Source organism: Variovorax sp. GW823-FHT04B03 (genome assembly GCF_058796495.1).
Genome location: NZ_JBXAIT010000001.1, coordinates 1146866 through 1161992, shown reverse-complemented (window position 1 = coordinate 1161992; position 15127 = coordinate 1146866). Strand labels below are relative to the sequence as shown.

The 15127-nt window shown below is 70.1% G+C and carries 5 protein-coding genes; 1 reads left to right on the top strand and 4 read right to left on the bottom strand.

Annotated elements, in window-relative coordinates; translation table 11 throughout:
- Positions 1–78 precede the first annotated feature (78 nt).
- On the bottom strand, positions 79–1653 hold the full coding sequence (locus tag AC1RAD_RS05215; protein ID WP_492734119.1) for an ABC transporter substrate-binding protein: 1575 nt from the start codon (positions 1651–1653) through the stop codon (positions 79–81).
- Between the two features lie 193 nt (positions 1654–1846).
- Between AC1RAD_RS05215 and AC1RAD_RS05210 the strand changes: the two genes are divergently transcribed.
- Positions 1847–2236, top strand: coding sequence for a RidA family protein (locus AC1RAD_RS05210; RefSeq protein ID WP_062473709.1), 390 nt, complete (start codon positions 1847–1849; stop codon positions 2234–2236).
- A gap of 9 nt (positions 2237–2245) precedes the next feature.
- Here the strand turns inward: AC1RAD_RS05210 and AC1RAD_RS05205 are convergent, their stop codons facing one another.
- The 3 genes from AC1RAD_RS05205 to AC1RAD_RS05195 all read right to left on the bottom strand — a co-directional run bounded on the left by AC1RAD_RS05205 (position 2246) and on the right by AC1RAD_RS05195 (position 15082).
- Complete coding sequence (locus tag AC1RAD_RS05205) at positions 2246–2866, bottom strand: ATP-dependent Clp protease proteolytic subunit (protein ID WP_070059889.1); 621 nt, start codon at positions 2864–2866, stop codon at positions 2246–2248.
- Between the two features lie 115 nt (positions 2867–2981).
- A complete protein-coding gene (locus tag AC1RAD_RS05200; protein ID WP_492734118.1) occupies positions 2982–3614 on the bottom strand; it encodes a sigma-70 family RNA polymerase sigma factor in 633 nt (210 codons plus the stop codon).
- Positions 3615–3634: 20 nt separating this feature from the next.
- Entirely contained in the window at positions 3635–15082 is an 11448-nt protein-coding gene (locus AC1RAD_RS05195) for a filamentous hemagglutinin family protein (protein ID WP_492734117.1), read from the bottom strand.
- Between the last annotated feature and the right edge of the window lie 45 nt (positions 15083–15127).

Here is a 15127-nt window from a genome sequence, read left to right as displayed (position 1 = left end):
CCGAGGGCGCCGAGGCCGGAGGCCAGTGCGCTGACTTGCAGAAGTTGACGACGCGACGGCATGGCGGTGCTTGCGGCCTTACTTGATCTTCGCGTTCCAGAAGAACGGCCAGGTCGCGGGCTGGTAGTTGTCCAGCGCCGGGCTCTTGGCCGAGAGGCCGTTGAACTTGCCGACGTTGATGTACGGCACCTCGTCGTACACCACCTGCTGCACCTTGCCCCACAGCGCGCCACGCTTGGCCGGGTCGCTCTCGGTGTTGAAGGCGCTGAGTGCGGCCTTCTTGGCGGGCGAATCCCACCAGCCGGGCGCGCCGTCGCCCAGTTGCGGCGGCGAGAGCATGGGCTCGGGGAACTGGCCCGAGTGGGTCACGTAGATGTCCCACAGCTTCGGGTCGTTGCGGCGTTGCACCAGCGTGGCCCAGTCGACCACGTTGAGGTCGACCTTGAAGCCGGCGCGCTTGAGCTGCTCGGCCATCAGGAGCGACATGTTGTAGTGGAAGTCGTACTGGCGACTGGTCAGAACGCGGATGGGCTCGCCCTTGTAGCCGGCCTTGGCGGCGGCGTCTTTGGCCTTGGTGGCGTTGCGCTGGTTGTACTGGTCGGTGCCCGCCGCCGAGTAGAACGGCGAACTCTTGGGGAAGTGGTTCGCTTCCGCGATGAAGAAGCGCGTGTCGCCGAAGCCGGCCGCGAGCATCTCGCCCTGGCCCATCGCCGTCTGCAGGGCCTGGCGCACCGCCGGGTTGGCGGCCACGCCTTCCTTGGTGTTGAGCACGAGGTAGGGGAAGCCGAACGACGGCGTCATGATCGGCAGCGTCTTGCCGCCGGCCTTCTCCAGGCGCGGCAGCGCTTCCACCGGCAGCAGGTCGGCAAAGTCGTACTGGCCGGCGAGTGCACCTTCGACGCGCGTGCTCGCGTTGGGCACGGGCACGAAACGCAGCTCTTCGATGGCCGCTTCGCGCTTGCCGCCGTAGCCGCTCGCGGGCTCCTTGCGCGCGGCGTACTTGTCGAAGCGCGTGAGCAGCACGAACTGGTCGGGGCGGCGCTCCTTGAACTTGTAGGGGCCGGTGCCGACGAAGTCCTTCAGCGGCGAAGCGATGGAGTCCTTGGCCATGATGGCCGCCATGCCACTGGGCAGTGCGAGCTGCGACAGCAGCGGTGCGTACGGCGCTTTCAGCACGATCTCCACGCCCAGCGGGCCCTTGGCCTTGAGGCTCTCGATTTCCTTGCCCACGGCCTTGCCGCGCGGCGACTGGTCCATCCAGCGCTGCAGGCTGGCGACCACGTCGTCGGCCGTGAGTTCGCGCCCGTTGTGCAGCGCCACGCCCTTGCGCAGCGTGATCGCGTAGGTCTTGCCGTCGGCCGAGATCTTGGGCATGCCTTCGGCCAGCATCGGCACCACGTTCCACTTGGCATCGAAGGTGTACAGCGTCTCGTACACGTGCTGCATGATGGTTCCGACCAGGTCGGCCGTGGAGGCCATCGGGTCGAGCGTCTGCGGCTCGGCCACCATCGCCAGCGTGGCGAAGTTGCGCGGGCCCTGCGCGTGGGCGCTGGGGTGAGGCAGTGCGGCACACAGCATCGCGAGCAGGGAAGCTCCCAGCAGGCTGCGCTTCGACAGGCGGGGCAGGCGCTGGACAAGACCGGCGTGAGACATGGAGAACTCCTTCATGGGGCGGACTGATTTATGAAAGAAATTTTCTTTCTAGACCGAACTCTGAAGCAGACTTCATGCCAAATCATCCGTGTTAACCCTTGTTGAGGGGTTATTCTGAAAAAGTCTTTCAAATCAGACGGATACTGCGGCCCTCACCCGCCCCACTCAACCCCTCTCACTCACAGGAGTTCCCATGCCCCTCGAATACCTCGGCGCCCCACCCATCGCCTCCGACCGCCAGGCCCGCCCCTTCTCCCCCGCCGTGCGCGCGGGCGATTTCGTCTACGTGTCGGGCCAGGTGCCCGCCAACGCGCAGGGCGAGATCGTGGCCGGCGGCATCGAGGTGCAGACGCGCCAGGTGATGGAGAACCTGAAGACCGTGCTCGCGCTGGCCGGCGCCACGCTCGACGACGTGTGCAAGAGCACCGTCTGGCTGCACGACGCGCGCGACTTTGGTGCCTTCAACCGCGTCTACATGAGCTACTTCGGTGAAAACAAGCCGGCCCGCTCGACCACCGAGGCGCGCCTCATGGTCGATGCGAAGGTCGAGATCGACGTCGTCGCCTACAAGCCCAAGGCCTGATCAGGCCCATCAGGCCGGTCGCAACTCGGTCTTGCGCTGCACGATGCGCGAGACCAGCCCGTACTCAACGGCCTCCGTGGCCGACAGCCAGCGGTCGCGCTCGATGTCGGCCAGCACCACGTCGATGGGCTTACCGGTTTCGCGCGCGATCTCGTGCGCGATGCGCTGGCGCGCCTTGATGATCTCCTGCGCCTGGATCGCGATGTCGGTCGCCTGCCCGCCTGCGCCGCCACTGGGCTGGTGGATCAAAAAGCGCGTGTTGGGCAGGCACACGCGCCGCTCGCGCGGCGCCGCCAAAAACAGGTGCGTGGCCGCGCTGCCCACCCAGCCGGTGCCGATCATGTGCACCGGCGCGCTGATGAAGCGCACCACGTCGTGGATCGCGTCGCCCGATTCCAGGTGCCCGCCGGGCGAGCTCACGAGGATGTCGATGGGTTTGTCGCCGCTGTCGGCATCGAGCGCGATGAGCCGGCGCGTGACGTCGGCGGCCACGCTGTCGGTGATGCTGCCGAAGATCAGCAGCGTGCGCGACTTGAACGCCTTTTCCTCGAGGTAGGAATTGCGCGGCTCGGCCGTGGCCGCGGGCGGGGTGTCGTCGTCGGTTTCCAGTGTTGAAAACATGGGCTGCATGAAGAAAGCTCCTGTGGTTGAACTGTCTTGACGAACAAGCCCACAGTTTCGTGACATTGCGCCTGCCGTGGCAAGCTGCACCGTGGTGCCACGGTGCCACGGTGCCACGTGCCACTCAGGCGGCCATCCGGGGCGACACCACGGCCCTTCGGGGTGTACCGACGCCGGCCAGCACCGGCCGGCCCGTCATCGCGCCGCAATGGTCCAGCGCCTGGCGCAGGACGGTATCCACGTTGCGCAGCGACAGCCCGTAATGGGAGGCCACCTCCTGGCGCGTCTTCTCCTCGATGCGCAAGGCCTCGAGCACCGCCCGGTGACGCCGCGGCAGGCCCTGCATCGCGCGGTCGACCGAACCGACTTCGGCGCGCACCTCGGCCATGTCCTCGGGCCCGGGCGCGTGGTCGATGGCCGACTCGACGGCGGTGTGCGGGTCGTCCACATAGCGCCATGCCCCCTCGCTGCGCAACCGGTCCATGGCCAGGTTGCAGGCCACGCGATAGACGTAGGCGCTGGGGTTTTCCACGGGCGCGCCCACCCGCAGGTGGCCCAGCCGCAGCCAGGCATCGTGCAGGCATTCGCTGGCCATCTCGGCGCACCCGAGATGGCGGGTCAGCTTGCGCCGCAACCCTTCGTAGTTGGCGCAGAGAAAAACCTGCAGCGCCAGGCGACGCTGCGCTTCGTCCCGCAGCGCATCGGCCGCCTGGTCGCGCGCCGGTGCTTCCTGTTCGCAAAGGACACTGGGTGCCATGACATGCCGCTCCTGCCCGCCTAGCGGTCCTGCTGCAGGCGACGACGCTCGTCGCTGCTCAGGGCGGCCCAGTGCCTGGGGTCGATCTTGCGGCCCATGCCCACCACCTGCACGGGGTTCTGCGGGTCGTAGTCGACCTGCGCCCCGGATTGCAATCCCGACCGCGGCGCCGGCGCGTCGCGCCCCTCTTGTGCGGGCTCGTTGCCGAAGCCGAGCACGCGCACCGTGAAGACCGACGCCAGCGCCTGCCGCGCGGCCGCGCGCTCGCGCTGCACCGCGTCCTGCGCGGCGGCCGTCGCCTGCGCAGCGGCAGCGCTCGCATTGGTGAGCGCGCCGATGTTCACTGACGCGATCACCGGCAAGCCCTTGGTCTCGCCCTTGACCTGGATGTTGTCCGCGTTGAGCACCTGCAGCGCCGCGATGTTCAGGTTGCCCGCCACGCGCAAGCCCGCATCGCCGGCGTTCACGGTGCCGCGCGGCGCGACCAGGTCGACGTCGCCGTCGCCCACGGTGCCGATGCCGCTGCCGCTCATGTCCGACTTCTCGCGGATCACCGTCACGCCGTCCAGGTCGGTGGACACCTCGGGCGCCGAGGGCACGCGCAAGGTCTTGGCGCCGCGCCCGGCGTCGATGTCGCCGACGGTGGACCAGATGATCTGGTCGCTGCCCTGCTTCGTGACATCGGGCACGAAGGACAGGATGCGCGACTGGTTCACGGTGACGTCGTTCCTGGCCGCAATGCCGATGTGCCCCGACGCCAGCGTCACCAGACCGTAGCCGGCCGGCACTGCGGCGCCCAGCGCCGCCACCTGCAGGCCGCCGCCGGGCGTGAGCACGTCGATGTCGCCGCCGGCCATGGTGCGCAGCATCAGCTTGTTGGCCGCCACGTCGCCCTTCCATGTGTCGCCCGGGAACAGCGTCTCGATGGCCGTGTAGCCGCGGTTGTAGCCGCCGTTGCGCGGCAGGCCGCCGGTGCCCGGCTCGTTCTGGTCGCGCCCGGCTTCGCGCAGTTCGATGAGGAAGATCTGCCGCAGGAACTGCTGCTGTGCGAGTGCAGGCAATTGCTGGAAGCGCGCCCACGCGTCCAGCGGCGCCAGCGTCTCGCCGGTCATGTCCTTCATGTACGACACCAGCCCCCGGCGCACGGTTTTTTCCTGTCCGCCTTCGCGCGCTTCGAGCTGGTCCGTCAAGTAGATGGGCAGCACCGTGCCGTCGGCTCCGCGGGCCTTCAGGTGGTCGGGTATGGACGCGACGGCCACGGGATCGAGGTAGGCGCGCGTGAACGCCTCGTAGCCCACCGCGCGGTTCAGTCCGGCCATGGCGGTGATCGTGGCGCCCTGCGCCGGCAACCCCTTGACCTGCGACTCGGGCCGTGCGCGGTTGTCCCTGTCGTAGCGCTGGTTGCCCAGCGTCTGCACCTGCAGGTTGTCCGCGTACAGGTCGCGACCGGCGGCGAGCACCAGGGCACCCGGGCCCTGCAGTTCGATGTTGCCCGTCAGGCCGACCGGGAATTCGTTGTCGCGGTCCAGGCGCAGCACGCCCTCCATCGCCAGGATGTCGTTGCCCGCTTCCAGCAGCGTGACGTCGGAGCCGCGCAGGTTGCGCCCGGCCAGGCGAAGGCCGCGGATGTCGGTGCCCGCGCGCACCCAGGTCTGCTCGTTGGCCTTCACGTCGAGCCCGACGATGGAGCCCCGCGATGCATAGATGCGGCTGGGCTCGAAGTCGTTGGCCAGCGGCAGCACCTCGGGGTTGTGGACGCTGCGCAGGTACGCGGTGTTGATGAAGGTGGACGAGGCCGGGCCGATCAGGTTGTCGAGCATGTCCTCCATGTTCATCTGACTGACCGGCGAGCCCGCGCCGGCCGGCATGTAGCCCGAGGGCATCATTGCGGGCGTGGCATAGGCCATGAGCAGTGGCGCGTCGAAGCGGATGTCGCTCTTCGCCACCAGCCTCACGTCGTTGGTGGTGCCCGGCAGCACGTGCAGCGGCCCGTCGATGGCGATGCCGCCGTTCAGCGCGGCCGCCGAGAAGCGCGCCGGATAGCGGTTGCCGCCGAAGCCCACCAGCGTGTCGGTGTCGAAGCTGTTGAGCAGCAGGTCGCGGAAGATGAACGTCGCGCGGTTCACGAAGGTGATGTTGCCGCCGGTCGACACGAGCCTGAGCGCGCTGCGGTCGGTGTAGCCGCTCATGTAGGCGCCGTAGTTCAGCAGCTGGCCGTCGTTGCGCAGGCCTTCGCCGTACGTCACCAGCAGCGGATCGATCACGGTCTGCAGGCGCAGGTCGCCCGCCGTGCGCAGGCTCAGCGTGGCATCGCCCAGCGCGAGCACCGGGGCCACGGTGTAGTTCGTCTTCGTGAAGCCGCCGGCACTGTCGTCGCGGGTCAGCACCACCGTGTGGCCGACCGCCGTCTCGCCGGCACGGATGTCGCCGGCGCCGCGCGCCACGTAGTACTGGCCGCCGCGGATCGCACCGCCGGCCTGCACCGTCATGGCACCGCCATTGCGCATTTCCATGGTCATCGCCTCGCTGGCGGAACGGCCGCCGCGCATGCGCATGTGGGTCGGCAAGGCGACCAGCAGGTTGCGCAGGTCGCCGCCGGCTTCCACGCTGACGTTGCCGCCGCCCAGCGCGCCCACGCCCTGCTGGAAGCGCCCGTAGTCGATCCACCAGCTCGACTGCTCCGGCGCGTGGATGACAGGGCCGTAGGTGCCGTCCGGATGCATGGCGTTCTCGCCGTTGGTGTACTCGCCGAAGAAGCGCTCGGCGTTGAGCGTGCCCTGGCGGTTGAGCCATTCGGTGAAATGCTGGCCCGAGGGCATGGCCTCGATGCTGCCCAGTGCACCGATGACGAGGTTGCCGCCTTCCACGCCGTAGCTCGCGTTGCGGTTGGCGGTGGAGAAGTCGCTCCACATCGTCGTGTCCTTGCGCCCGGCGGTGTAGATCACCGATTCCTTGTGCGCCAGGCGAAGGTCGCGGCCCGCGCGCACCTCGAGATCGCCCGTGCCGGTGCGCACGAGCTTGCCTGCGCCGTTGTCGGGCGCCGGGTTGTCGTCCGTCGGGACGGCGGTGTTGGCCGTGCCCACGGTGATCGAGCCCTTGCCCGCGGTCTGCGCGACGAGGGGCCGCAGCGCCATGGCATCGGCCGAGGCCAGCTCCCCGCCCGCCACCAGCCGCAGGTTCCACGAAGGGCCCGCCTGCAACAGGCCGCTGCGGTCCGCCGCATCGAAGCCGTCGCTCAGGTGGCCGTTGATGGCCAGGTTGCCGCCCGCGCGCAAGGTCAGCGTGCCTTCGCGCGCATTCGGGAAATCGCTGTACAGGTTCCAGTCGCTGTTCAGCGCAAGATCGCCCGCGCTGCGGATCTCGATGCCCGGCATGACGTCCAGGGCCGTGCCCAGCCGTGCGGCCACCGCGCCCGATGCGCCGCGAAAACGCGCGGCATGCGCGATGGCGTCGGCCTTGACCGAATCGACCGTGGCGCCGTCGTAGTCCTTCACGTCGTAGGTGCTGACGCCCTCGAGCACCGCCGAGCGCGCGCCGGTGACGGTGGTGCGCAATGCAGTCACCGCAAGGTCGTCATGCGCCGCGTTCTGTTGCGCGCGCAGGCGCACCTTGCCGCCTTCGTTGCCGGCCACGTCGATCAGACCGCCCACGAGGTTCAGCTGGCCGCCGGCCGCTTCGAGCGTGACGCGGCCGTTGCCGAGGCGGCCGGTCGCACCGGCGAGCAGCTGCGCGCCGGACTGCATCGCCACGCCGTTGCCGGCCGTGATGCGGATGGCGCCGCCGTAGGCCGAGCGCGCATCCACCGTGCCGGTGATGTCGATGCGGCCCCGGTCCGCCGTGAGACCGAAGTCTTCCACCTGCGTGAAGCCGCCCAGCGCCACGTCGCCCTGGCGGATGCGGAACTGGCGCGACCGGTTGAAGCCCGCGTCGTTCAGCCGCTGGCTGAAGCCGGCGAAGTCGGGCAGCGCCTCGATGTCGAGCGAGAAACTGCCGGCCTTGCCACCGGTGCGGCTGGCCTGCGCAGCGATCAGGCCGTCGAGCACCACGGTGCCGCCCTGCGATGCCGCCAGGCTCAGCGTGCCGGCGTCGCCGCCGTCCGGGTGCGCGGCAAGATGGAGCCGACTGCCGGCGTCCAGGCGCACGTCGCCGCCCGCCGCAGACAAGGTGATGCGCCCCGCATCCGCGTGCTCGGCCACGTCGAAGAACTGCTGGGCCGAGCCGCCCACGTCGATCAGCGCGCCCTGCGTCACGACCAGGCTGCCGCCGGTGGCCGTCATGTCGATGCTGCCGCCCCGCGCGACCGCCCGGCCGCCGAAGGCGATGCTGCGGCCGGTGAGGCCCAGCCGCAGGCCCAGGCTTTCCTGCAGGTCGAACGGTGCGGCCGTGCCTTCCGGCGATGCCACGACCTGCAAGGCGCCGCCCGTGGCAATGGACTGCGCCGCGCCGCCGCGTCCGGTGAGCAGCGGCGTGCGCAGCGTGAGCGGCGCGGCGCCGGTGTCGATGCCGCCCGCGCCTTCGCCGACGATGGCATCGCGGCCGGCCAGCGTCACGGCGCCGAAGCCCGAGAACGTCTTCTGGCCCGCGCCCAGCACGAGCGTGGCGGCGTCGAGGGTGAAGCCACCCACACCTGCGCCGGCCGGCACGTTCGCGCCGCCGCCGCTGTTGATGAGCGCGATGCTCTCGCCCTTGATGACCACATCGCCCGCGCCGCGCCCGACGAACGCGGCGCCATCGAAGGTCAGCGCCTTGAGGCCGGCCGCGCCCAGGTCGAGCGAGCCGTAGAAGTCGAAGCCGGTGTAGCTGCGCAGCGTCAGCCGTGTCGAGTGGGCCAGTTGCGCGAGCGCGCCGCTGTCCAACACCATGCCTTCGGTGCCGCCGCCGAAGCCGATGCGGCCGGCCGCCACCGACAGGTCGGTGCCGGCGATCTGCGCCGAGGCGGCCAGCTCCGTCGTGCGCGTCGCGTCGATGAGCAAGGCCGCGCCGCCGTCGACGACGGCACCGGCACCGATCGAGACCAGCCCGCCGCGCGAGGTGTCCACGCCCTGGCGAATGACCTTGGCTGCATCGCCCGTGGTCACGCGGACCAGCGCGCCCCAGTCTTTGGCGGGCGTGGTCAGCACATCGTCCATGGCGTCCTTGGCGTCGATCACGCCGTCGGAGTTGTCGTCCAGGTTGCCGTCCGGGTCGGTGTAGACCGCCGCCACTCTCGGCTTCATGACCAGGTTGCCCGAGCCCCGGCCGCCGGCGCCCCGTGCGCTGACGCGGCTTGCGCCCTCGATGGCGACCTGGTCGCTGGCCGCCAGGATGATTTCGGGACCGAAGAGTTCGGAGCCTTCGTTGTTCCGCACGACGATGTCGGTCGCGGTCACGTCGAGCTCCAGGCCCAGCGCATTGCCCTGGCGCTTGCCGCCCACCAGCAGGCTGCCGGCGCCGAAGTTCGACAGGCTCGCCGAATCGATGACCAGGTAGCCATCGGCCTGCAGGCTGGCGGTGTCCTGCCCGCTGCCGACGATGGCAATTTTCTTGCCGGCAATGTCGACCAGCCCGCCGCGCCCGCCTGCATCGGGTGCCGAGCGCAGCGTGCCGTCCAGCACCAGGCGTCGCTGCGCGTCGAACACGACCGCGCCGCCGTCGCGCGGCAGGCGGGGCGTGACGACGTCCTGGCCAGTGAGACGGTACTGCGTGAGCTTGAAGGCTTCGGACGAAAAGAAGTCGTTGGCCGTGGCCTCGTTGTATTCGGAATAGCGGCGCAGCGTGCCGCCGGACATCACGCGCCAGGCCGTGGTCCGCGCGTCCTGGCGGCCGCCATGGGTGTCGCCGGCCCGGCCCTGCATGACCAGGCTGCCGTCCGGCGCGCGGGTGGCCGGCGCACGTGCGCCGCCCCATGCCTTGCCCGTCGCCTGCACCGCGAAGGCGCCGGGCAGCAGCGCAAAGCGCGCGGGCAACAACTGGTACCAGCCGGCCGCCAGCCCGGGGCCGCCGGCGAGCCAGACACGCTGCCCCGCCGCGCCAGCGCCCGCGCCGGCAGCCACAGGTGCCGCACCGGCTTGGCCGGGCAGGATCGCGTACATGCCCGGCATGGCCAGCACGTCGTGCGAGCCGCCCGGGCCCGGCACGAATTCGGAGGCATGCAGGTCGCCGCCGCCCGCGATGTCCACCACCGCGCCGCGTGCCAGTGCCACGTCGGGCGACTTCATGGTGATGCGCTTCTCGGGCGGCGCAACCAGGGAGCCGCGCGACGGATTGGCGACGTCGACGCCCTGGGTCGGGTCGTGCCAATGTTCGTTGTTGGACAACGTGCCGAAGGGCACGGTGACCCCGGCGCCCGACACCGACGTGAGGCTGCCCGCGCCCAGCGACAGGCGTTCGCCTGCATCCAGTTCGATCTGGCCGAAGGGCGCGCGCAGCACGCCGTTCTGCGCGATCACCGGCGCTTGCAGGCGCAGGCTGCCGCCGGCCGACAACGGCGCGCCGTCGGCATCGCCTTCGCGCTCGACGGTGATCGAATCGCCCGCGCGGACCACGCCGGTCATCGCGGTCGTCGGGTAGACCTGGCCGGCCCGCAGCACGAGGTGGCCGTCGACGTCCAGGTTGACCTGCAGCTTCGTTTCTTCGGTGATCTGCGTGGGCAGCGCGCCACCCATGCGGATCTCGCCGGCTTCGAGCACCGTGCGTCCGAAGCCGCCGATGCGCACGGCACCGGTCTGGAACTGGCCCTCGTTCTCCGAGGTCGTGATGTCGATCAGCGAACCGGCCAGGGTGAGCTGGCCCGTTGCCGCGGCGGATGCTGCCGACGGAGCCCGCGACGCCTCGGGCACGGCCGACAGCACGATGTGCGGCGCGCGCAGCGACGACGACGAGGCCGCGTGCCCGACGATCGGCCCCTGCAGCGAGATCGAGCGACCGAGCGCGAGGTGCGCGTTGTCCAGCCGGATCGCGCCTTGCGTTGCATTCACCAGCGAGAGGTCGGCAAAGCCGCCGTCCCTGAACGCCTGCGGACGCACCGTCAGCGCGAACTGGCGGCCGGGCTTGTCGAGCAGGTCGCGCAGCAGCTCGCCGCCCGAAAAGAAGATGTCGCGGAAGTTGTCCAGCGTTTGCGCGGACAGTCCGAACTGCGCCGGATCGAGCGGGCTGGAGGGGCCGGGCAATGGCAACCGGTCGGACACCACCAGTTCCTTGGTGTCCGCCAGCGCCGCGGCCAGCGACGACGGCAGCACCATCGGGCCGGCGATGTCGTAGCCCCATTCGCGAAGGCCGGGCGCCCAGTCGAAGTCCAGGCCCTGCTTCCAGTCGCTGCACGCGCCGTCCACGCGGAAGCCGTAGCAATCGGGGTCGGGCAGTGCGCGCGCGAGCTGCTCCAGCGGCGAGCCGTTCAGGCCGGACGACGCGGTCATGTTCAGGCGGATGCGCCCGCCGATGCCGCCGGGTCCGCCGGCCGTGCCCCGCATCGTGCTTTCGATCAGGCCCGCGCCCGTGATCTCGATCAGGCCGCCGTTGCTGTCCAGCTGGATCGCCTGCGCGGGCCGGGGCACGCGGGTGCCCGAGGGGCCGGCATCGGCGACATCGTCGATCGTGCCGGTGGCGCCCGAGACGTCGATGAGTGCGTCTTTCTCGAGCCGCAGTTCGCCCGCCTGGACCGTCACCGTGCCGCCGTCGCGCACCTCGCCCACGCGGCGGCCGGTGCTGTCGACGTGGATCAGCGGCACGCCGCGCGCCAGCAGTTCGCCGCCGGCTTCGAGGGCGACCGTGCGGCCGTTCAGGCCGATGTGCCCGGCCGGCGCGTCGAGTCGGCCCGCCACCGTGAGCACGCCCAGGTCACCGCCGGCGCTGAGCGACAGGCTGCCGCCGGTGTCGGTGCGCACCGTGGCGCCGCGCGCCATCCGGATCGGACCGTTTTCCGTGCCGAGCCGCAGCGATGCGGGGTCTCGCGCCGCACGCTCTTCGGGTCGCAGCACGCCCAGCGGCGCCACGTCGGCCAGGTTGCGCCCGCTGGGCAGATCGCGCCAGGCGAAGCTGCCCAGGTCAATGCTGGTGGCCTGCTGCGACACCGCTGCGTCCTCAGGCAGCGTGATGCCCTTGCCTTCGCCGCGCACCGAGACCGAGACCTTGCCGAAGCCGCGCTCTCCGAAGAGCGTGGCGGGCAGCACGACAGCAGCAGCAGCTGCTGCTGCATCCGCTGATGCGGCGGTATCGCCCGGCTGCACTGCGGGCGCAACGCCGCCGACCTGCACGGATGAAGCGGTTGCCAGCGACAGGCTGCCCGCCGAGCCCGCGGCCTGGGCGCGCAGGTTCAGCGCGCCCAGGTCCAGGTCGGGTGTCACGCCGGTCAGCGAGATCGCGCCCGCATCGCCCACGCGCAGCGTCGGCAAAGCCTTCTTGCCGAGGTCCGTACGGCCGCCACCCGACACATCGAACACGGCCGCCTTGTGGGCCGAGATCTTTCCGACGTTGACCGTGATGGCCCCGCCATCCACGGCCCAGGCGCCGCGCAACGCGCCGTCGCGCCAAGTGTTGATCCACTGCCCGCTGGCGTCCAGCCGGCCGTGCTCGCCCACTTCGAGCAAGCCGTTGGCCGAGGACAGGCTGATCTGCCCGCCGGGGGCGCGGATCTGGCCGTGGATGCGGATGTCGTTCGTCGAGCCTTCCGTACCCGCCACGAACAGCGACGCGCCCGGCGACAGGGTGACCGCGGCGCCGCTTGCCAGCTCGAAGTCGCCGTTGATGGTGTTCAGCACGATGGTGCCCATGCCCGAATCGCTGAGCATGTCGTCCGAAAGGAAAGTGAGCTTGCGCGACTTCTGTTCGTCGGGCTTGAGCTGCACGTAGAAGTCGTCGCCGAGTTTGGTCCTGGCTTCGAAGTCCTGCGCGAGGCGCTTCGGGTCGTGCGTGACGACGATGGTGCCCGGCGACCAGGGCCGGCCGTCCGGCGTGTTCTCGCCCAACTCCAGTCGCCCACCCTTGTTCCCACCCGGGTTCTGCGACTGGCGCTCGCCCACCACCACGCCGCCCAGCATGTCGCCCTCGAGCACCATGGCGTCGCCCGCATGGATCTGCACCGCGCCGGCCTTGCGCCCTTCGGTATAGCCTGCTTCCTTGTAGTCGGCGCCGATGAGCGGCGTGCGCCAGGTGGTCTTCACGCCCCAGCGCAGATGCTCTTTCGTGAACTCGCCCGCGATGCCGGTGTAGCCGGTGTCGGACATGGCCCGGTCCATCGTGTGGATGCGGCCGTCGGCGCCCATGAGCTTGGTCGCCGTGTTCATGCCGTCGGTGTAGCGCACCGAGCCGCCGGACACGTCGAGCATCGAGCCGGCGCGCGTGATCACCGAGCCCCCGGCGCGCAGTTCGATGCGGCCCGCGTCGGCCGAGAGTTCGCGCAGGTCGGTCTTGCCCACGCCGACCCAGCCGGTCACGTCGCCCAGCGGCGTTCCCACCCAGGCGCCGGGAATGTAGGTGACGCCGTCGGGGCCGAGCACCCACTGCACGCCCGCCATCGGACCGTCCCTGAACACGCCGTTCACGCGCCGGTCGACGATCACTTTCTTGCCGCGAATCCAGGCGTCGAGCTGCAGCGGCGAGTCGCGCAGTTCGTTGATGCGCATCTCGGCCTCGATGAAGTTGCGCGACATGTCCACGCGCATGCCCTGCAGGCCGGCCACGCTCAGGAACGCCTCGCCGTCCACGTAGATGCGGCTCGCGTCGCCCCGGCTGCCGGGCTTGTAAAACTGAAGCTGCGTGAACAGCGGGTTGACCGCCGATTCGACCTTGATCGTTCCCGCCGGCACCAGCACGCCGGCCCTCGCCCGCACGTCGATCAGTTGCCCGTACAGGCTCACCCGGCCGGGCTGGTAGCGCGTGGCGAGCGCAGAGGCCTCGATCTCGCTGGTGTCCGAGGCGTCGGGCAGGACCTGCGAGATGCTGCCTTCGCCCAGCGTCAGCGTGCCGGCCGACCAGTTGATGAAATCGTTCACGCCGTCCGCGTACATGTGGGTACCCAGGCCCCACGCGCGCATCAGGATCGAGCCATTGCGGTTGTTCAACGCCGTCGTGGCGTTCAGCACGCCGGACTGGCGCACGTCCTGCGCCTGCAGCGTGATATTGCCGCGCTCAGCCTGCACGGTGCCGGTGTTGACCACCTCGTAACCGACGGCCTTGGCGCGCGCGGCCATCTCGGGCATGACGACATCGCGCAGACCGGCAACGAAGTTGGCGTCGGCATAGACCGGCGACAGGTTGAGTGCGCCCAGCACCTGGCCGCCGGTGAAGGCCCAGCCGGGCACGGCCGACGCGCTCACATCCAGGCCGCGGGGCGCGTTCGGGTCCTGCGCGGACGGCGTCTTCAGGTAGATGTTTTCGCCGGCCGCCAGGATGACCTGGCCGTCGGGCGCCGAGATGCGGCCCGCGTTCTGCACCTTGGGCGCGAACAGCATGACCTTGCCGCCGCTGCTCGCCGACAGCTGCGCGCCGGCGTCGACCCGCACCGCGCCGGGTGCCGCGCCGGGATCGAAGCGGTCCACGTTGCCCATGCGGTCGGGCGCGCCGCCGGTGCCGGCCTTGAAGCCGTTGTCGCCATAGATCTCGGGCCGTGCGGAGGTGAATTCGCCGAACTGCGGAATCGGGAAATCGTTGCCCTGGTTGGAGAGCACCTGCGGGTTGTTGATGCCCAGCTTGAACTGCTTGTCCGACAGCGAAAGGCTCGATGCCACCAGCGAGCGCGTGTCCACCTGGCTCGACCCCGTGAAGACGATGCCGTTGCGGTTGATGAGGTACACCGAGCCGTCGGCCTTGATCTGCCCGGCAATCTGGCTGGGGCGGCCGCTCGGATCGTTGATACGGTTCAGCGCGATCCATGCGTTGGTACCGTCGGGCTTGGCGCCGCCCTTCTGGTCGAACTGCACCGTGGTGTGCTTCCCGACGTTGAAGCTCTCCCAGTTCAGGATCGCCTTGTCGCCGGTCTGCTCGATGCCGACCACGGTGCGGCCGCCCGCCGCCGTCTGCACCGGCGCCCTGGCATTGAGCCAACCTGCGGTGAGGCTGTGGGTGTCGACCTTGAGCCCGCCGTCGGCCAGGCCGTCGGGGATGTCCGAGCCCCCGTTCGATGCAGCCTCGCGTGCGGCCGCCTGCGCCGCCTGTTGCGCGGCAATGGAACGCGCCGCCATGTTCAGGTTGCCCATGGAGCGCTGCAACTGTTCGCCGGCCTTGCGCTGCTCCAGCGGGTTGGTCAGCATCGATGCCGGCATGCCGTTGGGCAGGCGGCCCGTCGCCGAGGCGGTGTTCTGCACCGCGCTCTTGTTGGCGAACCAGGCGCCGCTGAAGGCCTGCTGGGCCTGGGCATCGAGCACCAGGGCGCCGTTGGCCGCCAGCGTCATGGCAATGGCGCGCGCGATCGGCGCCATGCGAAAGCGCCGCGCCTGCCGCCGGTTGTGCGCCTTCGTTGCGTGGATCGGTGTAAGGGGCCCGCGTGTGCTCATGAGTCGTTTCCGCCGGAAAGTTGAGTCGATGCACTACGACGAACG